We start from the raw sequence: 24,398 nt of genomic DNA on the forward strand, positions 1-24,398 counted from the left end.
ACCTAGGCGCCCATCTCGACGGAGAGACCTTGCCGACCTCGCAGCGATTCGCCGGACCCCTGGCGGCGGCGTGGCAGACCGACGGCCCAGCCGTGCGCGCGCTGCTGCCGGAGCCGACGCTGCCGGTGCCTTCCGCCACCGACCGTGCCGTGTGGGAGCACCTCGACCCCACCACCCTCACCGACCTGTCGGAGCGCGCGCGGCACGACCTCGGCGCACCGTGGCCGGTCCCGCTCCAGCACGACTACTCCCGGCGCTGGCGGGACGGCGACCGCGACACGTACGAGCAGGCCGTCTTCGCGCGGCAGCGCCGGCTGAGCCGCGCCGCCGTCATGGCTGCGGCCACCCTCGAGGACGCCTGGCTCGACGAGGTGGCGGACGGCGTCACGCTCCTGTGCGAGCAGAGCACCTGGTGCTGGCCCGCGCACGACGACACGTTCGATGCCCATCGCTCGGTCGTCCCGACCGTGACCGACCCGTACCTCGACCTCGGCGCCGGCGAGGTCGTCGGACAGCTCGCCTGGCTCGACCACCTGCTCGCGGCGCCGCTCGACGTGCGCTACCCGGGCCTGCGCGACCGCATCCGGCACGAGGCGGACGCCCGCGTGCTGACCCCGTTCCTGCGGCGCCGCGACTGGCACTGGCTCGGCCTGGGCGGCGACGTGCACAACTGGAACCCGTGGATCCACGGCAACGTGCTGGTGGCGGCGCTGGTCCTCGAGCCGGATGCCGACCGGCGGGCGGAGCTGGTCGACCTCGTCGTCCAGGGGCTCGACCGCTATGTCGCCGTGCTGCCGGAGGACGGGGCGATCGACGAGGGCTACGCGTACTGGTGGAACGGCGCCTGCCGGGCCCTCGAGGCGCTGGACGTGCTGCGGCACGCCACGGGCGGGGCGCTCGACGCGAGCGGGTTGCCGGCGCTGCGCGCCACGGTCGCGTTCCCGCACCGGATGCACCTGTCGGACGGCTGGTACCTCAACGTCGCCGACGGCCCGGCGCGCCCCTCCGACGCCCAGCCGTGGCACGCGCTGCACCGTGCGGCGCGCGCGGTGGGCGACGACGAGGCCGTGGCCCACGCCGCGGCCCACCGTGCGCCCGGTGGCCCGGTGGCCGACGAAGCGGCGGGGTTCGGCCGGCTCCTGCGCGCGCTCGTCGACGCCGACTGGCGGGCGGCGGTGCCGGGGCCCTCGCCCCTGCCGCGCGACGTCTGGCTCGGCTCGACGCAGGTGCTGCTCGCACGGTCGCAGGCGGGCTCGGCGCGCGGCCTGACCCTGGCCGCCAAGGCGGGTCACAACGGCGAGCACCACAACCACAACGACGTCGGCGAGGTCGTCGTCGCGCTCCACGGCGTGCCCGTCGTCGTCGACGCCGGCCGCCCGACCTACACCGCGCAGACGTTCGGGCCGGACCGGTACTCGATCTGGACGATGCAGAGCACATGGCACAACGTGCCGGAGGTCCGCGGCACCGCCCAGGCGGCCGGGGCGGCCTACGGCGCCCGCGACGTGGCCGTCGAGACCGACGACGCGGGAGCCTCGCTCCGGGCCGACCTCGCCGCCGCGTACCCGCGCGACGACGTCGCGCGGTGGTGGCGCACGAGCCGCCTCGACCGCACCACGGGGGCCGTCACGGTGACCGACGAGTGGCGGCTGACGGGCGCGGCCGACGCCGGTGCCGAGACGAGCGTGCACCTGCTGCTGGCCGGCAGCGTGCGGACATCGGCCGGCGCGGCCGAGGTGGACGCGCTCGGCGGGGCCGGTACGGCCCTGCTGACCTGGGAACCCGCCGTGCCGTGCGTTGCCACGGAACGGCTGCTCGACGACCCTATGCTCGCGGACGTGTGGGGCGGCCGCCTGACCCTCCTGGCGTTGGACGTGAGCCAGCTGGGCCCGGCGGGAACGGTCCGCCTGACGGTGGAGGAGCGGCGATGAGTGCGTCCGACGGGCGCGGGCCGCTGCAGGTGGAGCGGCGCGCGCAGCTCCTGGACGAGCTGCAGCGGCAGGGCACCGTGCGGGTGTCCGACCTGACCGAGCGGCTGGGTGTCGCGGCGGTGACGATCCGGCGCGACATCGCGCAGATGGCCGCCGAGGGTCTGGTGCGGCGGGTCCACGGCGGGGTGACCCTGATCCTCCCCGACGAGACCGGTGGCGAGGAGAGCGCGTACGCCACGACGCACGCCGTCGGCGCCGGCCCGCGCACGCTCGGCATGCTCGTGCCGTCTCTCGACTACTACTGGCCCGGCGTCGTGCGCGGGGCGGAGGAAGCGGCGCGGGAGTACGGCCACAAGGTGGTGCTGCGAGGCTCGTCGTACGAGAGCGAGGACGACCGCCCGCAGCTGGAGCGGCTCGTCGACGGCCTCGGGGCGGACGGCCTGCTCATCGCCCCGCGCCTCGATGCGCCGACCGTCGACGCCACGCTCGAGTGGCTCGCCGCGACCGGCGTGCCGACGGTCCTCGTCGAGCGCACCGCCACCGTGGGGCCGCACCACGCGGTGCTGGAGTCGGTGACGACGGACCACGCGCTGGGCGCGGCGATGGGCGTGCGCCACCTGCACTCGCTCGGGCACCGCAGGGTGGGCGCGGTGCTGAGCAAGGGCAGCCCGACGTCGCAGCACATCCTGCGCGGCTGGCACGACGCCGTCACCGGGGCGGGGTTCGCGACGAAGGACACGGTGGACGTGCTGCTGCCGGGGCTGCGCTCGGCCGAGTGGGACGCGGCGCTCGACGAGACGCTCGACCGCTGCCTGTCGACGGGCACCACCGCGCTGCTGGTGCACGCCGACGCGGAGGCGATGGCGGTGGTGCAGCGGTGCGAGGAGCGGCACCTGACCGTGCCCGGCGACCTGTCGGTCGTGGCGTACGACGACGAGGTCGCGGGGCTGTTCAGCCCGCCGCTGACCGCGGTGCGCCCGCCCCGCCGGTCGATCGGCCGTGCCGCGGTGGACCTTGTCGTCGCCCGGTTCGCCGACCCGGGGCGGCCGACCCACCGGGTGGTCATCAGCCCGTCGCTGCGCGTGCGGGAGTCGACGGCGGCGCCGCGGGGCGCGGCCGCCTCGTCGTGACGAGGACCGGACCGTAGCGCCAGCAGATCGCTAGCAGGCCGCCGGGTCACGGCCCCCTTCACGGTGTGGCGGCGCGCGAGCCCGGTCGGCGGGCCCCGCAGCCGCGGCCGGGGGTGCGACGGGCGCGCGAGGCAGTCGGCAGCTTCCCGCGGCGTCGGCCGCTCAGCCGGCGGACGGCCGAGTCGCGGTCCACGTACGACCGCCGTCGGACGAGGCGTACAGGCCGGTGGTCTCGGTGCAGCTTGCCTTTCCCGTGGGGCAGGCGGTGACGGTCACCGAGGCGAGACCGTGCGTCGGGTCGAGGAACGTCAGCGCGCCGACGGGTCCGGGCAGCCCGGCCGGCGTCATGGTCGCCACGTCCGTCCCGGTCACCGTGACGAGCGTCGTCGATGGACCCACGAGGATCGCCGTGCCCGGTCCGGCGCTCGTCCCGCGGGCCGTGACGCCCTGGCCGAAGGTGCCGCCCGTCGGCACCTTGCCGAGGGACGTGAAGGTGCGCCCGTCGGTCGTCGTCAGCAGGTCGATGGTCTGCGCGGCCCCGCTCGCCAGCGTGACGGGGATGACCGCCCGGTCGGCGGCCATCGGCACCGGAAGGCCGATGCTCGGGGCGTCGGCGGGGATCGTCCCGCCGGTGGCCACCGTGACGCCCTCCACCGCGCTCTGCGTCCACGTCGCCCCGAGGTCGTCGCTGACGAACAGCTGCGAGCTGACCACGCCGCCGACGAGGAGCAGGTGAGTGCCCACCCAGGCGGCGGTTCCGGCGGCCGGCGCCGGCCGGGCGGCGACGTCGTGCCCGGCGGGCCCGACGAACAGCACACCGGTGCCCTCGACGCCCGACGAGTGCGGGGTCTGCGCGGCGATGGCGACCATGAGCCCGTCGGCGTCGAGCGCGACGTCGACCTGCCCGCCGTCCGGCATCGCCAGCGGGAGGCGTTGGCTGACCCACGTCTGCCCGCCGTCGCCCGACCGCTCGTAGGTCAGGCTGCCGGTGGCGTCGAGCGTCGCGGCCGCGATGGTGGCGCCGTGCACGTCCAGCCAGTGCCCACCGACGCGCCGCCCCGGCACCGTCAGCGCGCGCCAGTGACCGCCGGCGTCGGTGGTGAGCAGCGTGGCACCGCGGGTGGTGACGACGGCCTGACCCGCCTGGCCGAAGACGGCCTCGTCGATGGCGCTGGCCGCGTCGGGCGGGGTGACGGTCGGCGGCGGTGTGGCGACGGCTGAGGTCGGCGTCGCCGACGGCACGGGAGGCGCGACGACCTCGAACTGGCCGGCGGCGCTCCGGGGGCGCCCGGGTGTGCTGGAGACGTCGGAGACCGTCATGGTCAGGCGGTACCAGCCGGGCGTCAGGCCCGCGGTCGACAGCCCGAGCGCGGCGCTCGATCCCCGTGACGGCGCCGGGATGCCGATGGCGGGCACCGCCTCGTCGGCGGTGCTCGGGTCGATGCGGCTCTGGCAGGCCGCCACGGCGTCGCCGAAGCAGAGGCCGGCCCAGCCCGCGGCCGCCCAGGCGCGCCCGTTCCATCGCTGCGCCTCGACGCCGACGCCACCCACCAGGTCGCTCTGGCCGCGGTTGAGGATCGTCACCGTCACGGGGTCACCACTGTGAACCGTGGCGGGGCTGACGACGAGCGCGGCCCGCGCGTCGGCAGGTTCGGGTGGTGGCACGTCGGCCGGTCCGGGCCCGAACGGCCGGGGCATCCCCCCGAGCAGCAGCCCGACGACCACGGCCACACCCACCAGCCCCACGCCGGCCGCCCCCCGGGCCGCCCGACGGCGGCGGCCGCGCCGGACGATCACCGCGGGATCGATCGCGAGGACCGGCGCCGTGTACCGCTCACGCAGGCGTCGCGCGTACTGCTCGTCGTCGGCCGTCATCGGGCCCCTCCTTCGTCGTCCGACAGCTCGGTGCGCAGGCGCGCGAGCCCGCGTGAGGCGGCCGCCTTGACCGTGCCGACGCTGACGCGCAGCTCGTCGGCCACCTCGACCTCGGTCAGCCCGGCGAGGTGACGCAGCACGACGATCCGGCGCTGCCGCGGCGGCAGCAGCCGCAGCGCGCGCACCAGGGCGTCCCGCTCGTCGGTCGCCGCCGCGCCGGACGGGACAGCACCCTCCGGCACGGCGGGGGACAGCACCTCCCGCCGCGCGAGCCGCCACGCGTCGATGCGGGCGTTCGCGAGCACGCGGCGCGTGTAGGCGACCGGGTCTCCGGTGCGCACCCGGCCCCAGTGCGACCACGTGCGCAGGTAGGCGTGCTGGAGCAGGTCCTCGGCGCGTGTGCGGTCGCCGCAGAGGAACCACGCGACACGGCCCAGCTCGGCGGACGACGCACGCACGAAGTCGGCGAACTCCGCCTCGGCACCGCCGGGGACCGGGAGCACGGCGAGATGCTCGACGGCATCCTCGCCGGCCGGCTTCGGCTGTGCCTGCATGCCACTCCAACGGCGGGAGAGGGCGAAAGGTTGAGAGGCGGCTGCAACGGGCGGCTCGGGTCGGCGTCCGGCGGGGACCCGTAGAGTCCTGCTGCCATCGGGGGATCACGGGCGAAGCCCGGCCGGCCACGGGCGGGAACGAGAGAAGGAGCGGACATGCCAGGCGTCGACTTCGTCACCGTGTCGACCGAGGGCCTTGAGTCCTCTCCGGTCGCGGCGCAGCTGGCGGGACTGCGCGCCAACGAGGCGCGGTACTTCAAGAACAAGTACGACCACGACTTCGTCGTCGTCCCGGCGGCCGAGGCCGAGCCCCAGCTGGCGTACGTCAACCGGATCCTCGCCGACGAGCGCGGCCTGACCCTGAGCGCGGCGCCGCTCGAGGTGAGCGAGTTCGTGGTCGAGGGCGTGCGCTGGACCTACGTGTTCTACCAGGACGGCCTCGCGCTCAACGTGCTCTACGCGCTGGAGCCAGGCGGCAAGCGGGCCGTCGGCTTCAAGCTCTCCGACGGCATGGAGGTGCCCGCCGAGCTGGCGGCGGCCGGGTTCAAGTTCGCCCGTCAGCGCTCGAAGCTGGCGGGGACGATCCGCGGGTCGTTCTTCGTCATCAAGCACGAGTACTGACGTCGGCCGCCCGCGACGGCGGGGGAGCGGCGTGCCGTCCTCGGTTGACGCCCGCCACGGACGGGCGGCGTGGCCTGCCGCCATGACCCATTACGCTCCGGCGCGGCGCAGCCGCCGAGGCGGACCGGTCGGCAGCCACGCGAGAGAGATGGCGACATGCAGCTGCTGAGCACCGCCGCACCCGTCGACGCCGGCGACACGGCCTGGATCATCGTCTGCACCGCGCTCGTGCTGCTGATGACCCCCGGGCTGGCGTTCTTCTACGCCGGCATGGTCCGGTCCAAGCACGCGCTCGCGATGATCATGCAGAGCTTCACGACGATCGCCGTGGTGTCGGTCACGTGGGTCGTCGTCGGCTACTCGCTCGCCTTCGACGCCGACGCGGGGGACGGGCTGATCGGGGGGCTGCACCTGGCCGGCCTGGCGCACGCCGCCGTCGCCGTGCCCGGCCTCCCGCTGACGGTCCCGCCGCTCGCCTTCGTGGCCTTCCAGCTCATGTTCGCGATCATCACGGCCGCGCTCATCAGCGGCGCGTCCGCGGACCGGATGCGGTTCGGCGCGTTCGTGACGTTCGTCGCGATCTGGTCGGTCGTCGTCTACGCGCCGCTCGCGCACTGGGTGTGGTCTCCCGACGGCTGGCTCCACCGGCTGGGCCTGCTGGACTTCGCCGGCGGCACGGTCGTCGAGATCGCCTCGGGCGCCTCCGCGCTCGCCCTCGCCCTCGTCCTGGGCCCACGACGAGGGTGGCCGCGGGAGATGATGGCACCGCACAACGTGCCGCTCACCCTGCTGGGTGCCGGCCTGCTCTGGTTCGGCTGGATCGGGTTCAACGCCGGGTCCGCCCTGACTGCCGGCACCCTCGCGGCGAGCGCGGCCCTCGCCACGCACCTGTCCGGTGTCGGCGGCATGATCGGCTGGCTTCTGCTGGAGAAGCGCCTCACCGGGAAGGCGACGACGCTCGGCGGCGCCACGGGTGCCGTGGCGGGCCTCGTCGCCATCACGCCGGCCGCGGGCTTCGTGGCGCCCGTCCCGGCCATCCTCGTCGGCGCGGCGGCCGGCGTCGTCTGCCTGTTCGCCATCCGGCTGAAGTTCCGCTTCCGCTACGACGACTCGCTGGACGTGGTGGCCGTGCACTACGTCGGTGGCGTCATCGGCACGCTGTCCATCGGCCTGCTGGCGGCGGTCTCCGTGAACCCCGCCGTCACCCACCAGGGGCTGTTCCTCGGCGGCGGCCTGACCCAGCTGGGGCGCCAGCTGCTCGGCGTCGCGGTCGCCTCCGCGTTCGCCTTCGCCGCGTCGTACGGGATCGCCCGGGCGCTGCGGGCCACGATCGGGCTCCGGGTGACGCCGGAGGACGAGCACGACGGGCTGGACGCGAGCCAGCACGCGGAGAGCGCCTACGAGTTCACTGCCACCTCCAGCCTGGGAAGGACCTCCTGATGAAGCTCGTGACAGCGATCGTCAAGCCGTTCAAGGTCGGCGACGTGCGGGAGGCCCTCGGCGCCATCGGCGTGCGCGGCCTCACCGTCTCGGACGCGCAGGGCTACGGACGACAGGGCGGGCACACCGAGGTCTACCGCGGTGCCGAGTACCAGATCGACTTCGTCCCCAAGGTGCGGCTCGAGGTGGTCGTGAGCGACGAGATGGCCGCGACCGTGGTGGACGCCCTCGTCGCGGCCGCGCGGACCGGCAAGATCGGCGACGGCAAGATCTGGGTGGTGCCCGTCGAGGCGATGGTGCGCGTGCGGACCGGCGAGCGGGGCGACGACGCCGTCTGAGGCGGTGCGTGTAGACGTTCCGTGAGCGCGCGGGCGCTGGGTCATCCACCGACGCAAGCATGACTGACTGATCCCTAGGACGGCTCTCGGCGTCATCATTTCCGAGCCTGATCCGAGTGAAGAGCAGCCGCGCGGGGACGCTGCATCAGTGGCGACAACGCCGCTGTGCGTGCCGGATCATCTGGCGACGGCCGCGCGCGGACCGTACCGAACGCGTAGTGGATCTACCGGAACGACGTTTCGACGGGCTTCAGCAGCAAGAGGCATTGATTGGCGATGTACTGATCCACCGTCGCGACGACGTGCAGCTTGGCGCCGACGCCGATCGAGACAGGCACGTCGCCGGAGTAGTGCAGGTCGTAGGTCGTGTTCACGTCACGGAACTGGAACTGCGGACCTGGCTGCGCCACGGTCTCGCTGAAGTCGCCCTGGTTGACGAGGATGTCATAGCGGGTCTTCGCCCCGTCATGCGGGGCCATGGCAACGATGGCTCCGTCGAACGCGAGTTTCGTGCCCGCGTACTTCGCCGCGAACGATGCGATATCCGGGCTGCAGTAGTCCTGCTGCTTCATGACCGCTGCGAAGTCGGTGTTCGTCTCGACGGTGAGCGGCTGATCTGTGGCCGTTACGGGCGCAGTGGCCGCAGTTGTGGCGTCATCGGATGGCGTGGCTGAGGCCGCGCTGGTCGGCTCCGCCGGTGAGCTCGGCGGAGCCGGAGTGACGTCTGCGCACGAGCGATCGACCGTGAAGCGCGGCTTGTCGGTGACGGCTGATCCGGCCGCGGGCAACTGCTCGCAGACCACCCAGTTCGACTTGTCGACCACACCGAAGACGCCACCGCCGACCACCTCAACGTCGTCCTTGTTGACCCCGGCACGATCGACATCGCTCAGCGCAACGTCGAGTTTCTTCCCCACGACGTTGGGCATGACCGCGTCCTCGCCCGAACCCCCGCAGCCCGAGAGTCCCGCCGCCAACGCCAACGCCAGGACGATCGGAACAGCCATGCCACGCCCTTGCATCAAGTCCCCCAGTCGCTCGAACCGAGACCCTGGTTCCCAGGGCGGTTCGAAACTCGATCCGACGTGGCTCCTTCTGACGACCACGCGTATGGGCGCAGGCTATCGACCGGATTGGCTTCCATACCGGCCTTTCAGTAATGGCACATGATGAACTTGCGGCTCCGACGCCGGTGCCCGCAGCGTCCAGTGCTGCTAGCCGATGGCAGTCACCGCGTGAGCGACGCAGTGAGGACCGCCTCAGCCAAGTTCGGGACGGCGGAACCGCTCGACGATGCCGTCCTGGGGCACGACGGCAGCTAGGGACCCCACCGCACGGTGTGGGCATCTGCGGTCTGAGGCGTTGATATCCGCATAACTGGCTCATCCCAATCGAGGGTGTAGTTGCTGCTTGAAGCCGCCGGTCTCGAGCAGGCTGCGGGCGATGTAGTTGGTCAGGTTCCGGAAGCCGAGTGCGGAGCCGCGCAGGTGCTCCAGGCGGCCGTTGATGGCCTCGGTCGGGCCGTTGCTGGTGCCCGGTCGGTCGAAGAATGCCAGGACGTCGCCCGCGCGCTTCTTCAGCGTCCGCCCGAGGGTGATGACCTCGCGCAACGCGGCCGGGACGGCGTGGTCGATCGAGTCGATCAGCGCGGTCATGAGCTCGCGCCCGCGTTGCGGGTCGGGGTGTCGGTAAGCGGCGATCATCTTCTGGTAGATGCCCCAGGTTGCCTCGACCTGCACGTGCTCGTCGCTGGCGAACAACGCGGTCAGCCGGGCAGCTTGCCGGTCGGTGAGCAGGTCGGCGCCGGTGTGCAGGGTGCGCCGGGCCTTGTAGAGCGGGTCGCGGGCCAGCCCGCGGTGCCCGTGCAGCTCTTGTTGGACACGGCGCCGGCAGCGGTCCAGGGCGTCGCCGGCCAACCGGACGACGTGGAACGGGTCCATCACCGCGACCGCGTCGGGCAGCTCCTCGACGGTCGCGGACTTGAAGCGGTGAACCCGTCCATCGCGACGACCTCGATCCCGCCGGCCCACGCCTTGGGTCGGGCGGCGAGCCAGCTGGCGAAGACCTGCTTGGAGCGGCCGGCGACCATGTCCAGCAGCCGCGCGGGACCGGACCCGTCGCGGACCGGGGTCAGGTCGATGATCACGGTCACGTACTTGTCCCCGCGGCGCGTATGTCGCCACACGTGCTCGTCGACGCCGATCACCGCCGCCGCGTTGAACCGCGTCGGGTCGCCGATCAGGACCCGGTGGCCCTCGGCCAGCACCGCGTCGTTCGCGGTGTCCCAGGCCACCCCGAGGGCTTCGGCCACCCGGGCGACGGTCAGGTGCCCGACCACCAGGGCGACCAGCGCCCAGCGCAGCGCCGCCCGCGACAGTCTCGAGCGCGGCTCAGCCGCCCGCGTGGTGTCCTGCCGCCACACGTGCGCGCACCCCGCGCAGCGGTAGCGGCGCACCCGCACCAGCAAGGTGGTGGGACGCCACCCGAACGGCTCGTGCGCCAACCTCCTGGTCACGCTGTCACGGGCCGTTCCGTGCGCGCCGCATCGGCGGCAGAACCCATCGTCGTGGAGCTCTACGACACGGCATACAAGCACCGCACCGGTCGCGCTCACGCGCTGGCCGACCACGACCAAGCCGAGGTCGTCCAGGCGGCAGAACACAGTCAGGTCGGGCGGGCAGAAGGTAGCGTCGGCCACGTCGAGGTCTTCCGGTGGGCTGGTGTGAGAACCCCCATCTTCGGAAGGCCTCGACGCCTACCCAGACCCCGACACGCCCGCCGGCGTCACACCCCGACTACACCCTCTGTGAGTCTTTGGGGTGGCTGGTCTGGGACTGGCTGACAGGGTTGGCACCGGCCGCCTGGCCCTGATCGTGACTCGACACCCTCACGGCCCCTTCGGGGTGCCTTGCAGTTGACATGTCCGTCCGGAGTCAGGTGGCCGGCGCCGATCCGGCCCACCTCGGTGACTTGATCAGAAGGCTGCCCGACCCCATGGGGTCGTGGCTCGTCACAGTGCTGCCCCGAAGTGACTTCCTCCCAGACCGGCGCCGGCTACCAGCGGCCGGACCGCAGTCCCGCCAGAGGAAGGAAGCCCAGCCGCCGTGACCATCGTTGCGCACGCCCACCCGTTCGTCGTCGGAGTCGACACCCACGCCCGCCACCACACGCTGACCGTCCTGGTCGCGGCCACCGGCGAGCCTCTTGGAACCGAGCAGTTCCCCGCCACCGGTGCGGGCATGTCCCGGGCGGTGGCGTGGGCCGCCCGACGCACCGGCGGCGAGCTGGCCACCTTGTGGGTCATCGAGGGCGCCGCGTCCTACGGCGCCCGCCTGGCCCGCATCGTCACCGACGCCGGCTACCAGGTGGTGGAGGCCGCCCGGATGAGCGCACACGCCCACCACGGCGTCGGCAAGTCCGACCCCCTGGACGCGGCCCGTATCGCCGCCGCCGTCCTGCCCCTGCATGTCGACCAGCTCCGCCGCCCCCGCGCCGACGACGGGATACGTGCCGCACTACGAGTCTTGGTCGCCGCCCGTGACCACATGAGCGCCGAACGCACCGCCACTGTCAACGCGCTGATCGCCCTGGTGCGCGTGGTCGACCTCGGCATCGACGCCCGACGGCCCCTGTCGGGAAGGCAGGTCGACCAGATCGCCCACTGGCGCACCCGCGACGAGCCCATCGAGCTGGTGATCGCTCGCGCCGAGGCCGTGCGCCTGGCCAAGCACGTGACCATGCTCGACGAGGAGATCGCGACCAACACCGCCACGATGCGAGACCTGGTCTCCCAGAGCCGAGCTGCCAGCCTGCTGGACAAGACGGGCATCGGTCCCGTGACCGCCGCGATCGCGCTGACCGCCTGGTCCCACCCCGGCCGGGTCCGATCCGAGGCAGCATTCGCCGCCCTGGCCGGCGTCAACCCCATCCCCGCCTCGTCCGGGAACACCGTGCGTCACCGCCTCAACCGCGGGGGCGACAGGCGCCTGAACCGCGCCCTGCACATGGCCACGATCGTCCGGATGACCCACGACCCCGCCACCCGCGCCTACGTCGACAAGCGCCGCACCGAGGGACGCACGACCAAGGAGATCCGCCGCATCCTCAAGCGCTACCTCGCCCGACAGATCTACCGCACCCTCAACGCCGCGCTCCGCCCCGCTTGACAGACATAGAAGGGTCAACTGGGAAGAGCCGCATAACTCCTTAGGGGAAGTCGTTAACGTTTACACCGAACTGCACGACCGTGTCCGCCTCCCCAATGAGAAACGACGACGTCCCCGGCCTTCCTGCGGGGAGCGTCACCGCGTCGGCGACCCGCGAGTAGCCGCAGCTGCGCCGGCACTACCTCGACGACGTCAGCGACAGGGTGCTTCGTGCCCCCGACACGGCCTGAGACCTACTTGCCTTCACGTGACCCCCGCAGTCGCTGTCCGCGGGGTGTGGGGCGGAAGTCGTTCTTGCTTCGCCCCCGCGGCGTTGTCGTCAGTGGCAGGCTGCTGCCGGGATCCGATGCGTCTTGCCCCCTAGCGCGCATTGCGTCCCGCCGTGGCGGTTTCCCCGGTGAAGCCCGATGCGTGGGGAGTCGGTGGTTCGGCAGGCGGCAGGCGAGACGGGCGCGATCCGGAGCGCGATGAGGGAGATCGTCGAGGAGCCGGGTGCCGAGCTGGTGGCGCGCTACTACTCCGATGAGCGATTCGCGGGCACACTGTTCGACGAGTTCGGCGAGAACCCGGCCGATCGGATGACCGCCGACGACCTGGTGGCGGCTTCGCTGCTCGACGTCCGGTTCGGGCCGGAGGCCGTTCGCGCCCTGCTGGTGGACGGGATCGCTGACTCGCTGCTGGCCCGAATCCCCGGTGATCTTCCGATTTGGGCTGCCGACTACGACGAAGTCCTCAGCGTGAACGCCCCCGCCGGTCGGCTGTGGGCGCACCTCACGGACATCCCCGGAGTCGGGGGTACTCGCGCGAGCAAGTTGCTCGCCCGCAAGCGCCCGGCCTTGTTGCCGATCCTCGACTCGGTGATCCGCGAACGGCTGAGGCTGGGGAACATCGACGCCTGGGGAGCCTTGCGGGACGTGTTGGTCGACGAGGAGATTCGCTCGGCGCTGGATGGCCTAGCTTCGAAACTCGACGGCCCGGCTCCGACCACGCTTCGGCTGCTCGATGTTGCGACCTGGATGCGGTTCTCGGAGTCCGACAACGCCCGCTCGGTGCGGCACGACCTCGGAATGGCGGTGCAGCCTCGCTGAGGGATGCCTCCGGCGCCAATGGGGCCGGGCGTCAGGCCTGGGCCACGAACAGCACGTTCGATCCTGCCGGTTAGCGGAAGAGCGCGAGTGCCCGCGAGCGCTCTTCTACCGGAATCCCCATGCGGGACTGCTGGGGCCGAATGTAGCGACCCGGCCGGCGGCACGCCGTTGATGGAACGGGTCGATGTCGATGCATCGGCCGTCACGGCGACGGGTGTGTCACGGACCGGAGGAGAGGTCACCCCGCTAGCCTGCCAGGATGAACAAGCGGAAGGTTGTCGGTGCGGTGCTCCTGCGGGCCTGGCGCTGTGCTATGCCTTGTGGCCGCTCGACATTGTCCCGGACATCCTAGGCCCTCTTGGTTGGGTTGATGATGGGGCCGTGGTGCTTGGCGTTCTGGGCATCGCCGGGAAATTGATGCTCAGTGCCGGGACGACGGGGAGTTCGACAATACCGACAGCAGGGAGGAAGTAGGGGCCGGAGGCTTTCGAAGAAGGAAATTCTCACGCCGCCGATCGGGAAGACCTCGATGTGCCTGCCGCTACCCGGCCTGCCGGGTTCAGCTGCCCTGCCTCGCGTTGCCCCACATAGACGAGATCGGGCCGTAAGTGAACGGGGCAGCGGCGCGAGCCGCGCCGTGCGGTGTTGGCCTGTTGGCCTGCCGTGCCGCGGCGCGTCGTGAGCACCCCGGCCTGTGGGGTCGGCGACGTCCTGGTCTCCGACCTACCCGGCACTAGCAACGGCGCCACAGACGCGGTCAGCACTCGCTTCGAACACCTGCGCGTCTCGGCCCTCGACTTCCACAACTCAGCAACATAGCCGGATCACTCCTGGAAGCCGGAGGCTTCCAAGCCTCAACTACACATCCGAATCGGATGGGCCACTCTTACGGCACCCCTTACCGTGGCCGCAGGAAGCTACGCCCGACTTCTTACCTCCGCCCGCGGACGGGGCGCTAGCCTCTCCGTGGACCGATGGGACACCGGAGGAGGTACGCAGTGGACGACGCGCAGCACGTCACGCAGGATGCCGCGGAACACTACGCCGTGTACGTGATGGCGAAGACGGCCGAGGATCTGGGCGCTGCCACCACTTCTCACAGCGAAGCACTCTGGGACGGATTCGTCGCGTATCTTGCCCACCGGACTTGGACGCACGATGTGCAGTTCGTAGAGCTCTACCCTGAGTACAAGGCCAACGTGGATCGGCAGGTTCCAAGGTTCGTCGACCGGCTGGCGTCAAAATACCCGCGGAGCAAGTTCCGCTTCGCTATTGACGAGGCGCGGTTTAGAATCATGGGCATCAAAGCGGACTTCACTATTGAGTTCGACACCGAGCAAGATCCGCACTTTGTCAGTCTCAAGAACTATATTGGAAAGAGCGGCATCACTCGCCCGCAGGTCTCAAGTGGAACCTTCCTCTCGTTTGCCGCGGGGTTCGTTTTCGAGCGTCGCGGCGTGGGCACCTACGACGACCCCAGAGTCGCAGGGAGGACCTTCAGCGGAAGCAACAAGGTCGAGCGGGACGGCGTGCTCGCCTACCAGGGCCGAACTGAACTGATCGCACCGCTTCAGGAGCTTGATGACATTCAGCAGCACATCCGCAACGAACTTCTCTCAATGCGGATGTACGACGAAGCGACGGTGAAGGCCGTCATCCAGACGATCGTTCCGCGTGGCCAGGCGGCTATGTTGAACATCTTCGAGACGCTAGGGATGGGCGCGGTGCGCGCGAAGTTCCTCGAGCGAGCAGGCCTGGATGCGACGGAGGATGTCCTCTACTTCGATGCCCACAACTTCGTGGACAGCATCACGAATCCCAAGTTCAGTCGACTTGTGGATTTAGTTAACGACCCCGCGACGGAATTCTCGATCAGCCCAGTAGGCCAGAGCTTGCGGTTTCGATTTTCGGCAAATGGACAATCAATCCTGTCGGTCGACGTTCCTCTGACGATCAACACTAATGGTGCGTGGCATCGCCCAAAGCAGCGCTATGCGGGAACGCAGGAGAAGAACGACAAGGGCCACCGCGTCCAACTCCAGTGGGGCGAGTTGCGCCCCTATAAAAGTCGTGAGCTGGCGACTTCCACGAATACGTATATCAACCTAAAGGCGACAGGGATCTTCGATGGGTGACTAGAACAGAGTTGCCACTGCGGACTCCCGCACTTGCTTGCGAGAGTTGCGCTTTGTGCCCGCGACACGCTTCTTTCGGAGCCTGTCGGTGGACGGCTCACTAAACAGTCGCACCATGAGCTCGTGCTCATCGTCCGTTTGGCCCGGAAGGCATAGTTGCGGCTCAAGGGAGTTTCCCATCACGATCGTCCCGCCGCCGAGACGTCGCTTGCAGAGGTCTACGTTGTCGCGCATGAGGTCGACGCCGTAGATGTCGTGGAGAGCTTCCTTCTCGGGCATACCGTGGTGATAGACCTTGATCCACTTGGCGGCGACAAGGAACTGCCCGTCACCGCAAGCGGGATCAAAGACTGTCTTTCCCGGCGCGAGGAGCTCGAGATCGAAGTACCGGAGCATTTCGAGGACGAGGCGCGTCGGGGTGAAGACCTCCGCTGTTGCACGAACACGCTCGACCGTCCGCTCGACACCGTCCATATAGGAGTGCTCATCTAGCCGCGCGGCGACGAGTTCCCAGAGTTCCTCGGACATACTCGACCTCCTCGTGCGTCAGTGAAAACAGCGCAAACATCTCGTCGTCGGTGAGGCAGGAATCGCTTGGTACCTGTGGAAGGCCGGCAAAGACTCGCTCGTTGCCGAATCCAGACCATTTCGCAGTCTTGTACACGTACTGGAACAGTGCGCTGTTGAGGTTGTGCGCTAAGGCGCGGCCTTCCGCGTCCGTCGCCACGCGCACGTAGTAGACCATGTCCGTGCCGCCCAGGACGCCGGCATCGTAGAAGGGCTTCGTGTACCCGCTTCTCGTCCACATGACCTTGCGGTGATCCGCCCACCCCTGTCGGATAGAAGACCACCACGTCGACTTGTTGGTATGAAACACCGGATATGGGTGATCGGCGTCCTGATTCTCTCTAAGGCTGGGATTGTTGTCGTAGCGGCGGATGTTGTGCGCGGTCACGTAATCCCATTCAACGGGCAGCTTCGGGCCGCCAGCAAACATAACCTTCGAGTGGATCGAGAGCGAAAGTCGTGACAGGTCATTAGGTAGGTATCGAACGCGGTCGTCAAGTTCAACCTTGAAATGCTCGTCGCCGATGCTGACCAAAGTTGGTCGTGCGTCGTTAGGGGACTTCTCGATCCAGTAATCACTGAAAGTTGACGCGATGTCGGGGAAGTGGTGCTCGGTTTCGAGACGCAGTACATGGGTCTGATGTTTGGCCATGAGGTCGAGCACGACGTTGCTCGGGCTGGCGAAGCTTGCAGGCGACACCTGCACGAGGCTGCCGCCTTCTCGCAGCAGTCGGTCGAATACGTTCAGCGTAAAGTCGATCCAGAGCTTGTGGGGCGTCTTCTTGCGATTGATCCTGTCCTGAAAGGGGGGGTTGGTCAAGATCACGTCGAACTTCATCGTGTCCCTCGTCTTCAGCCAGCCGATGCCCAGAGCGTACGCACTACCTCTGACGAAGCCAGGCTTCCTGGGCAGGGCGGGGTGTGCTGCGCCCGGGAGCGTGGCCCTGCAAGGCCGGCCAATGCGGTTCCGGGTACGGCCGGCAGGGCGCTCGGCGGGCTCGTGTGTGTGTTCCCGGCCCGTGACCTGTAGACAAGGGGTGCCCCGGGCGGGATTCGAACCCGCACTGGATCGGGTTTGAGCCGAACGCCTCTGCCGTTGGGCTACCGGGGCCGCGCGCACCCAGGATAGTGGCGACGGCGGGCGCATCCGCGCAGGCCGGGTGGCCACTCCGGCCGTCCGGCGGCCCGCGGCGATTACTCTTGTCCGCGTGAGCACCAACGACGCCGCGGAGCCCGCCGCCCTCGACCTGTCCACTCCCGTGCGCCCCGCGGCCGAGCAGCCCTCGTCGGGCGCCCGTCCCGCGCGCCGCGCGGTGGTCGCCGAGGACGAGGCCCTCATCCGCATGGACGTCGTGGAGACGCTGCGGGAGGCCGGCTTCGAGGTCGTCGGCGAGGCCGGCAACGGCGAGGAGGCCGTGGCCCTGGCCACCGAGCTGAAGCCCGACATCGTCGTGATGGACGTGAAGATGCCCGTCCTCGACGGCATCTCCGCGGCGGAGCAGATCGGCAAGGCTCACCTCGCGCCGGTCGTCATGCTCACCGCGTTCTCGCAGACCGAGCTCGTCGAGCGCGCCCGCGACGCCGGCGCCATGGCCTACGTCGTCAAGCCGTTCAGCCCCGCCGACCTGCTGCCGGCGGTGGAGATCGCGATCTCGCGCTACGCGCAGATCGGTGCGCTCGAGGCCGAGGTGGCGGACCTCACCGAGCGGTTCGAGACCCGCAAGCGCGTGGATCGGGCCAAGGGCCTGCTCATGACGAAGATGGGCCTGACCGAGCCGGAGAGCTTCCGGTGGATCCAGAAGACCTCGATGGATCGTCGCCTGACGATGCGCGAGGTCGCCGATGCCGTGATCGAGCAGGTCGGCGGCTCGGCGGGCTGAGGCACGCCACCCGTCCGGGGGACGGGTGAATCTGGGACTGGTCCGCGAACCGGACAATGGTCCATGATCGGTGAGGCGCACCGCGGGGGCAGGTGAGCTGGAACGCCGGTCCCTGCGAGGAGGTCCCCTTCGTGCGTCCTGGTGTCTGCACCCGCCCCGCAACCTCGGATGACCTCGACGGCCTCGTCACGCTGTGCCTGGAGGCGCGGTCCGAGCTCCAGGTGGGCTCGCAGCTCTGCACGGACGACCCGCAGCGCCTGCGGGACCAGTTGGTCCTGCTGATGACGTCCGCCGGCGGGACGGTGCTCGCCGGCACGGTGGACGACGAGATCGCAGGTCTGCTGCTCGCGCACGTCGTGGGCCCGGGCCCGTTCACCGACGTCGTCGCGCTCAACCTCGAGGCGCTCTACGTCCGCGGCGACGCCCGTCGCCGGGGCCTGGGTCACGCCCTGCTCGTTGCCGCCGCGACGCTGGCCGACGAGGTCGGCGCGACCGAGGTGTACGCCTCACCGCTGCCGGGGGCCCGCGGGATGCACCGGTTCCTCGCCCGGATCGGGTTCGCCCCGGCCGCCGCGCACCGCGTGGTGACGACGAGCGCGCTGCAGCGCCGGTTGTCCCAGGACCCGTCGGCCGTGCTCGGCGCCGTCACGGGCCGGCAGCCGCGCCAGCGCCTGGAGGACCTGATCGCGCGGCGGCGCCAGGCCCGGGCCGCCCAGACCGGCGGAGCGCCGGTGCCGGCCGAGCCGTCGCGTCAGGCCCGCGCGTCGATCAGCATGCAGGTCAGCCGCGCCGTGCAGACCCGCCGCCCGTCGTCGTCGACCACCACGATCTCGTAGCTCGCCAGGTTGCCGCCGAGGTGCACGGCGGTGGCGACGCCGTGCACCCAGCCCTCGCGGGCCGAACGGTGGTGCGTCGCGTTGAGCTCGATGCCGACCGCGACCCGCCCTTCCGGCGCGTGCGCGTTGGCGGCGTAGGACGCCAGCGTCTCGGCCAGCGCGGCCGTGGCCCCGCCGTGCAGCAGCCCGTACGGCTGGGTGTTGCCGGCGACGGGCATCGACCCGGCGGTGCGCTGCGACGTGATCTCCTCGAACGTGATCCCGAGGCGCTCGATGAGGGTGCCGTCCGCGGAGGGGAGGGTGTCGGCCATGGCGGATAGGTTGACACCCGTGACCCCGACGCAGCCAGCCACCGCACCGTCCGAGCGTCCACGACTGCTGCTCGTCGACGGCCACTCGATGGCGTACCGGGCGTTCTTCGCGCTGCCGGTGGAGAACTTCGCCACCTCGTCGGGCGAGCCGACGAACGCGGTCTTCGGGTTCACGTCGATGCTGGCCAACCTGCTGCGCGACGAGCGCCCCACCCACCTCGCCGTCGCGTTCGACCTCGGTCGCGTCACCTTCCGCACGGAGCGGTTCAGCGCCTACAAGGCGACGCGGTCCGAGACGCCGGAGCCGTTCCGCGGGCAGGTGGAGGTCATCCGCCGGCTCCTGGAGACCATGCGGATCCCGGTGCTCACCCAGCCGGGGTTCGAGGCCGACGACGTGCTGGCCACGCTCGTCACACGGGCCCGCGAGGCTGACATGGACGTCTTCGTCGTCACCGGCGACCGGGACGCGTTCCAGCTGGTCGAGAAGCACGTGACGGTGCTGTACCCGGTGCGCGGCGTCTCCGAGATGAGCCGCATGACGCCGGAGGCGGTCGAGGCCAAGTACGGCCTGCCGCCGGAGCGCTATCCCGACCTGGCCGCGCTCGTCGGGGAGACCAGCGACAACCTGCCGGGCGTGCCCGGCGTCGGCCCCAAGACCGCGGCCAAGTGGGTCCTGCAGTACGGCGGGCTGGACGGCGTCCTCGCGGCGGCCGACGAGATCGCGGGCAAGGCGGGGGAGTCGCTGCGCGCCAACCTCGAGCAGGTCCGCCTCAACCGAGAGCTCAACGCGCTCGTCCGGGACCTCGACCTGCCCATCGACACCGACGGGCTGGCGGTCCAGCCGTGGGACCGCCAGGCGCTGCACGAGATCCTCGACGAGCTGGAGTTCCGGACGCTGCGCGACCGGCTGTTCGCGCTGCTCCCGGAGGAGGCGCACGACGAGGTCGCGGCCTCCGCGGGCGCCCTGCAGCTGGAGGACGTCGCCGCCGGCGGCCTCGCCGCGTGGCTGGGCGCGCAGCGGGGACAGCTGCTCGGCATCGACGTGCGCGGCGTCGGGGCGCCGGCGGCCGGTGACGCCTGGGGGATCTCCCTGGCCGGCGAGGGCGGCCGGTCCGTCGTCTACGACCTGGCCGAGATCGCGCCGGCCGACGAGTCGGCGCTCGCGACGTGGCTGGCGGACCCGGCCGCGCCGAAGGCGCTGCACGCGGCCAAGACGACGTGGCATGCGCTGGCGGGCCGCGGGCTGACGCTCGAGGGCGTCGTGTTCGACACGGAGCTGGCCGCCTACCTCTGCCAGCCGGATCGTCGCGCCTACGACCTCGGGGACCTGGCGGTCGGCTACCTGCGCCGGGAGCTGGGCGTCGAGGAGGAGGGGGCGCAGGGCGCCCTCGACCTGGCGCTCGGCGGGGTCGACGAGGACAGGCGCGCCGCGGTGCGCGCGGTCGCGGTGCGTGACCTGGTGGACGTGCTCGGCGGCGAGCTGGCCGACCGCGGGGCGAGCGCCCTGCTCGCGGACGTGGAGCTGCCCCTGCAGCGGGTCCTCGAACGCGTCGAGCGGACCGGGATCGCCGTGGACGACGGCTACCTCGCCACGCTGGAGAAGGAGTTCGACGGCCAGGTGCAGCGCGCCGCGGCCGAGGCGTACGCGGTCATCGGCCGCGAGGTGAACCTCGGCTCGCCGAAGCAGCTGCAGGAGGTGCTCTTCGACCAGCTCGGCATGCCGCGCACCAAGAAGATCAAGACCGGCTACACCACCGACGCCGCGGCGCTGCAGGACCTGTACGTGCGGACCGAGCACCCGTTCCTCGCCCACCTGCTGGCGCACCGCGACGCGATCCGGCTCCGGCAGGTGGTCGAGCTGCTGCGCCGGTCCGTCGCCGTGAGCGACGGCCGGATCCACACCACGTTCCAGCAGACGATCGCCGCCACCGGGCGCCTCTCGTCGACCGAGCCGAACCTGCAGAACATCCCGATCCGCACGGAGGCCGGCCGGCAGATCCGGCGCGCGTTCGTCGTCGGCCCCGGGTACGAGACCCTGCTCACCGCGGACTACTCCCAGATCGAGATGCGCATCATGGCGCACCTGTCGGGTGACGCCGGCCTCATCGAGGCGTTCCGCTCGGGCGAGGACCTGCACTCGTACGTCGCGTCGCTCGTCTTCGAGGTCCCGCCGGACCAGGTCAGCGGCGACCAGCGGTCGAAGATCAAGGCGATGAGCTACGGGCTGGCGTACGGGTTGTCGTCGTTCGGCCTGTCGCAGCAGCTGGCGATCGACGTCTCGGAGGCGTCCCGCCTCATGGAGGCGTACTTCGCGCGGTTCGGCGGCGTCCGGCGCTACCTGAAGAGCGTGGTCGACGAGGCGCGGGCCACTGGGTTCACCGCGACGATCCTGGGCCGGCGCCGCTACCTGCCCGACCTCCTGTCCGACAACCGCAACCGCCGGGACGCCGCCGAGCGGATGGCCCTCAACGCACCCATCCAGGGCAGCGCCGCGGACCTCATCAAGCTGGCGATGATCGGGGTCGACGCCGAGCTGACACGCCGCGGCCTCGCCTCGCGGATGCTGCTCCAGGTGCACGACGAGCTCGTGCTGGAGGTCGCCCCGGGGGAGCGGGACGAGGTGGAGGCGTTGGTGCGCGCCCAGATGGGCGCCGCCGGAGACGCCGTGCCGGGCGGGCCGATGTCCGTGCCGCTGGACGTGTCGGTGGGCACCGGCCCCGACTGGCACGCCGCCGGCCACTGACCGGTCCCACCGGCGCGGATGGTGGTTGCCGCCCGCTGCCCGGGGCGCCGGCACAACGCGGCGTCGCGAGGCGCCGAGTGGCCGCGGTCGCGCCGCGGGGCGACCGGCGCCCCGCCCGAGCCGGCTGCTCAGCCGGGCTTGTGGGTCGCCATGATCAGCGTGCCGGGAAGGACCGCGCCACGCACCGGGCCCCAGCCCGCGTAGATCTCGTCGCGCCCCTCGGGCCACTCGGGCTCGACGAGCCCGTCGATGACGAGCCCGGCGCCCGTGACGTCGGCGACGAGGTCGCCGAGCGTGCGGTGGTACTCGGCGTAGAGCACGGAGCCGTCTGCCGCCGTCTCGACGTACGGCGTGCGGCTGAAGTAGGAGAAGGTCGCGGTGAGCCCGGCCTCGCCTGGGTCGTCGGGGAACGCCCAGCGCACCGGGTGCGTCGTGGCGAACACCCAGCGCCCGCCGGGCCGGAGCACCCGGGCCACCTCGCGGTGCACCCGCAACGGGTCCGGGACGAACGGCAGCACGCCGAAGGCGGTGAACACGACGTCGAAGGACGCGTCGGCGAAGGGCAGCGCGCGGGCATCGGCCTGGACCCGCTGGGTGCGCACCCCGGTGGCGGCGTCGAGGCGCCCGCCGGCGACGAGCATGCCGCCGGAGACGTCGGTCGCCACGACGTCGACCCCGCGCGCCGCCAGCCAGCGGCTGCACTGCGCCGCGCCCGCGCCGACCTCGAGCACCCGGAGACCGGTGAGGTCGCCCAGCAGCCCGGCGTCCTCCTCGCGCAGCCCCTCCGGCCCCCACACGAAGTCCGCGGCGCCGAGCGACGGGCCGTGGTCGGCGAGGTACTCGTCGGCGTGCGCGTCCCACCAGGAGCGCGCGGCGGCGCCGCCTGCCTCGTCGGGCACCTCGGCGTAGGCGGCGGACGCGGCCGGCTCCTGGGCGGGGGTGACGCTCACCGGTCCGCCTCCCGGCCGGAGGTGACGCTCACCGGTCCGCCTCCCGGCCACGCAGCTCGCCGCGCAGTTCGCCACTCAGCTCGCCACTCAGTTCGCCACGCGGTTCGCCGCGGAGGTACCACCAGGCGCCGCCGACAAGCATGAGGGTGCAGATGACCAGGGGAGTGGCCACCGGCCCCACCCACGTCACCGGGATGAGGAAGTAGACGTCGAGGTCGGTGAGCCGCGCCGGCCACCCGGTGAGCACGTGCAGCCACACGTAGTAGGCGATGTCCCACGCCGCGAACGCCACGAGGAAGGCGGCGACCCGGCGCCAGAAGCCGCGCGCGGCGAGGTACGCCACGGCGGCGAGCATGACGATCGTCGCCGCCTCCCGGGCGATCTCGGCCTGCGTCACCACGTCGGTGCCGAGCACCGGCCGGTCGGGGGTGAGGAAGGCGATGAACCCGAGGTCGAGGTAGACGTGCTTGCCGACCACGGAGTAGTCGGCGTGGTAGTCGAGCAGGCGGCGCAGGTAGAACACCACCGCCGCCTCGACGTAGCCGAAGGCGACGCCGAAGACGAGCACCGCGAGGAGGTGGCGGGCGCGGCTCATGGCGGCCATCCTGCCGCGCGAACCGGGCACGCTCCTGTGAGCGGCGCCCCGTGGGCGTCCTTGTGCCCATCTCGTCGGCCCCGGCGCTGGCTAGCCTTGGCGAGGCGTCAGCCCGACGACGTGCAGCCGGCGCCCACCAGCCAGAGAAGGAGAGCGGACGTGCGAGTCGGTGTGCTGACGGGCGGCGGTGACGTCCCGGGGCTGAACGCGGCCATCCGGGCGGTCGTCAAGCGGGGCGAGGGGGCGCACGGCCACTCGATCGTCGGGTTCCGCAACGGCTGGAAGGGCGTCGTCGAGGGCGACGTGCGCCCGCTGGTGCGCGACGAGCTGCGCAACGTGCTCGCCACGGGCGGCACCCTGCTGGGCACGTCGCGGTTCCACCCGCACCGCAACCCCGGAGGCGTCGAGGCGGTCCTCGCCACGCTGGAGCAGGAGCGCATCGAGGCGCTCATCTGCATCGGCGGCGACGGCACGCTGGGCGCCGCCAGCGAGATCGCCGCCGCCGGCGTGCGTGTCATCGGCATCCCGAAGACGATCGACAACGACGTCTGGGGCACCGACCGGTCCATCGGCTTCGACACGGCGGTCACCATCGCCACCGAGGCGATCGACCGGATCCACACCACGGCGGAGAGCCACAACCGCGTGATGATCGTCGAGGTGATGGGCCGTCACGCCGGCTGGATCGCGGTGACGAGCGGCATCGCCGGCGGCGCGGAGATCGTGCTGGCTCCGGAGGAGCCGTTCGACATCGAGCGGATCGAGAAGTTCCTCGTCCACCGCCACCGCGCGCACGCGAGCTTCTCCATCGTCGTCGTCGCCGAGGGCGCGGTGCCGGCGGACGGCACGGCGATGAGCTACCAGACCGAGGTCGGCCAGTTCGGGGAGATCGTCGCCGGCGCCATCGGGGAGCGGCTGAAGTCCGAGATCGCCCAGCGGACCGGGTTCGACACCCGCGTCACCGTGCTGGGTCACGTGCAGCGTGGCGGCATCCCGACGGCGTCGGACCGGATCCTCGCCTCGCGGTTCGGCGTGGCGGCGATCGACGCCCTCAGCGAGGGCCGCAGCGACGTGATGACCGCGCTGCGCGGCGACCGCATCGAGCTCGTGGACATCGCCGACATCGCCGGCAAGGTCCAGTACGTGCCTGAGGACCTGCTGCGGGTGGCCAGGGAGCTGGCCTGACGAAAGGTTTGGCTGGTCCGTCCGCCGCCGGGTAAGGTTGACGGCGGTGCCGC

At 71.2% G+C, this 24,398-nt stretch carries 21 protein-coding genes, 1 tRNA gene and 1 pseudogene; 13 read left to right on the forward strand and 10 right to left on the reverse strand.

Translation table 11 applies throughout. The annotated features are described in order from the left end of the window. Nucleotides 1-29 precede the first annotated feature (29 nt). Nucleotides 30-1,931, forward strand: coding sequence for a heparinase II/III family protein (locus BGO37_RS10425; protein WP_291754603.1), 1,902 nt, complete (start codon nucleotides 30-32; stop codon nucleotides 1,929-1,931). Further along, complete coding sequence (locus BGO37_RS10430) at nucleotides 1,928-3,061, forward strand: substrate-binding domain-containing protein (protein ID WP_291754605.1); 1,134 nt, start codon at nucleotides 1,928-1,930, stop codon at nucleotides 3,059-3,061. Before BGO37_RS10425 ends, BGO37_RS10430 begins: the two co-directional genes overlap by 4 nt. A gap of 162 nt (nucleotides 3,062-3,223) precedes the next feature. Here BGO37_RS10430 and BGO37_RS10435 read toward each other — a convergent pair whose 3' ends face one another. Beyond that, a complete protein-coding gene (locus tag BGO37_RS10435) occupies nucleotides 3,224-4,936 on the reverse strand; it encodes a hypothetical protein (protein ID WP_291754607.1) in 1,713 nt (570 codons plus the stop codon). Beyond that, complete coding sequence (locus BGO37_RS10440) at nucleotides 4,933-5,490, reverse strand: SigE family RNA polymerase sigma factor (RefSeq protein WP_291754608.1); 558 nt, start codon at nucleotides 5,488-5,490, stop codon at nucleotides 4,933-4,935. Before BGO37_RS10440 ends, BGO37_RS10435 begins: the two co-directional genes overlap by 4 nt. 156 nt (nucleotides 5,491-5,646) lie before the next feature. Here BGO37_RS10440 and BGO37_RS10445 point away from each other — a divergent pair, with 156 nt between their 5' ends. The 3 genes from BGO37_RS10445 to BGO37_RS10455 all read left to right on the forward strand — a co-directional run bounded on the left by BGO37_RS10445 (nucleotide 5,647) and on the right by BGO37_RS10455 (nucleotide 7,889). Further along, entirely contained in the window at nucleotides 5,647-6,111 is a 465-nt protein-coding gene (locus tag BGO37_RS10445; protein ID WP_291754610.1) for a phage tail protein, read from the forward strand. A 156-nt stretch (nucleotides 6,112-6,267) separates the two neighbouring features. Then, nucleotides 6,268-7,551, forward strand: a complete 1,284-nt coding sequence (locus tag BGO37_RS10450; RefSeq protein WP_291754611.1) for an ammonium transporter — start codon at nucleotides 6,268-6,270, stop codon at nucleotides 7,549-7,551. Next, nucleotides 7,551-7,889, forward strand: a complete 339-nt coding sequence (locus BGO37_RS10455; RefSeq protein ID WP_291754614.1) for a P-II family nitrogen regulator — start codon at nucleotides 7,551-7,553, stop codon at nucleotides 7,887-7,889. Before BGO37_RS10450 ends, BGO37_RS10455 begins: the two co-directional genes overlap by 1 nt. A 224-nt stretch (nucleotides 7,890-8,113) precedes the next feature. Here the strand turns inward: BGO37_RS10455 and BGO37_RS10460 are convergent, their stop codons facing one another. Then, a complete protein-coding gene (locus BGO37_RS10460) occupies nucleotides 8,114-8,818 on the reverse strand; it encodes a DUF4839 domain-containing protein (protein WP_291754615.1) in 705 nt (234 codons plus the stop codon). 453 nt (nucleotides 8,819-9,271) lie between these two features. Beyond that, a pseudogene (locus BGO37_RS10465) lies at nucleotides 9,272-10,587 on the reverse strand (ISL3 family transposase). Between the two features lie 406 nt (nucleotides 10,588-10,993). On the opposite strand from BGO37_RS10465, the gene BGO37_RS10470 reads away from it, so the two are divergent. The 4 genes from BGO37_RS10470 (at nucleotide 10,994) to BGO37_RS10480 (ending at nucleotide 15,278) form a co-directional block, all read left to right on the forward strand. Beyond that, complete coding sequence (locus BGO37_RS10470) at nucleotides 10,994-12,055, forward strand: IS110 family transposase (RefSeq protein WP_291754616.1); 1,062 nt, start codon at nucleotides 10,994-10,996, stop codon at nucleotides 12,053-12,055. A gap of 467 nt (nucleotides 12,056-12,522) precedes the next feature. Further along, complete coding sequence (locus BGO37_RS10475; RefSeq protein WP_291754618.1) at nucleotides 12,523-13,143, forward strand: DUF6308 family protein; 621 nt, start codon at nucleotides 12,523-12,525, stop codon at nucleotides 13,141-13,143. Nucleotides 13,144-13,314: 171 nt separating this feature from the next. After that, nucleotides 13,315-13,617, forward strand: a complete 303-nt coding sequence (locus BGO37_RS17855) for a YkvA family protein (RefSeq protein WP_367188103.1) — start codon at nucleotides 13,315-13,317, stop codon at nucleotides 13,615-13,617. Nucleotides 13,618-14,141: 524 nt separating this feature from the next. Then, the gene (locus BGO37_RS10480; protein WP_291754619.1) at nucleotides 14,142-15,278 is read left to right on the forward strand and encodes a hypothetical protein; all 1,137 of its coding nucleotides are present in this window, start codon (nucleotides 14,142-14,144) and stop codon (nucleotides 15,276-15,278) included. Here BGO37_RS10480 and BGO37_RS10485 read toward each other — a convergent pair whose 3' ends face one another. The 3 genes from BGO37_RS10485 to BGO37_RS10495 all read right to left on the reverse strand — a co-directional run bounded on the left by BGO37_RS10485 (nucleotide 15,279) and on the right by BGO37_RS10495 (nucleotide 16,956). Next, a complete protein-coding gene (locus BGO37_RS10485) occupies nucleotides 15,279-15,806 on the reverse strand; it encodes an N-6 DNA methylase (protein ID WP_291754620.1) in 528 nt (175 codons plus the stop codon). It abuts the gene before it with no gap. Beyond that, nucleotides 15,763-16,683 (reverse strand): Eco57I restriction-modification methylase domain-containing protein, encoded by a 921-nt coding sequence (locus tag BGO37_RS10490; RefSeq protein ID WP_291754623.1) that lies wholly within the window; start codon nucleotides 16,681-16,683, stop codon nucleotides 15,763-15,765. Before BGO37_RS10490 ends, BGO37_RS10485 begins: the two co-directional genes overlap by 44 nt. Nucleotides 16,684-16,883: 200 nt before the next feature. Continuing rightward, a tRNA-Leu gene (locus tag BGO37_RS10495) sits at nucleotides 16,884-16,956 on the reverse strand. Nucleotides 16,957-17,092: 136 nt separating this feature from the next. Here BGO37_RS10495 and BGO37_RS10500 point away from each other — a divergent pair. Together BGO37_RS10500 and BGO37_RS10505 are read left to right on the forward strand one after the other, a co-directional pair. Further along, on the forward strand, nucleotides 17,093-17,725 hold the full coding sequence (locus BGO37_RS10500) for a response regulator (RefSeq protein ID WP_291755195.1): 633 nt from the start codon (nucleotides 17,093-17,095) through the stop codon (nucleotides 17,723-17,725). A gap of 131 nt (nucleotides 17,726-17,856) precedes the next feature. After that, on the forward strand, nucleotides 17,857-18,561 hold the full coding sequence (locus tag BGO37_RS10505) for a GNAT family N-acetyltransferase (RefSeq protein WP_291754625.1): 705 nt from the start codon (nucleotides 17,857-17,859) through the stop codon (nucleotides 18,559-18,561). Here BGO37_RS10505 and BGO37_RS10510 read toward each other — a convergent pair. After that, complete coding sequence (locus BGO37_RS10510) at nucleotides 18,477-18,872, reverse strand: hotdog fold thioesterase (protein ID WP_291754626.1); 396 nt, start codon at nucleotides 18,870-18,872, stop codon at nucleotides 18,477-18,479. The two genes, BGO37_RS10505 and BGO37_RS10510, sit on opposite strands and share 85 nt — an antisense overlap. Here BGO37_RS10510 and polA point away from each other — a divergent pair. Continuing rightward, nucleotides 18,871-21,615 carry a DNA polymerase I gene (polA, locus tag BGO37_RS10515; RefSeq protein ID WP_291754627.1) on the forward strand — a complete coding sequence of 915 codons (2,745 nt, stop codon included), beginning with the start codon at nucleotides 18,871-18,873 and terminating at the stop codon, nucleotides 21,613-21,615. The two genes, BGO37_RS10510 and polA, sit on opposite strands and share 2 nt — an antisense overlap. Before the next feature lie 128 nt (nucleotides 21,616-21,743). On the opposite strand, the gene BGO37_RS10520 is transcribed toward polA, so the two are convergent. Next, nucleotides 21,744-22,565, reverse strand: a complete 822-nt coding sequence (locus tag BGO37_RS10520; protein WP_291754628.1) for a class I SAM-dependent methyltransferase — start codon at nucleotides 22,563-22,565, stop codon at nucleotides 21,744-21,746. Nucleotides 22,566-22,593: 28 nt separating this feature from the next. Next, on the reverse strand, nucleotides 22,594-23,160 hold the full coding sequence (locus BGO37_RS10525) for a hypothetical protein (RefSeq protein ID WP_291754629.1): 567 nt from the start codon (nucleotides 23,158-23,160) through the stop codon (nucleotides 22,594-22,596). Nucleotides 23,161-23,319: 159 nt separating this feature from the next. Here BGO37_RS10525 and BGO37_RS10530 point away from each other — a divergent pair, with 159 nt between their 5' ends. Then, nucleotides 23,320-24,345 (forward strand): 6-phosphofructokinase, encoded by a 1,026-nt coding sequence (locus tag BGO37_RS10530; protein ID WP_291754631.1) that lies wholly within the window; start codon nucleotides 23,320-23,322, stop codon nucleotides 24,343-24,345. The last annotated feature ends 53 nt before the right edge of the window (nucleotides 24,346-24,398 follow it).

The sequence above is a fragment of the Cellulomonas sp. 73-92 genome (genome assembly GCF_001898175.1).
Lineage (GTDB): Bacteria > Actinomycetota > Actinomycetes > Actinomycetales > Cellulomonadaceae > Cellulomonas.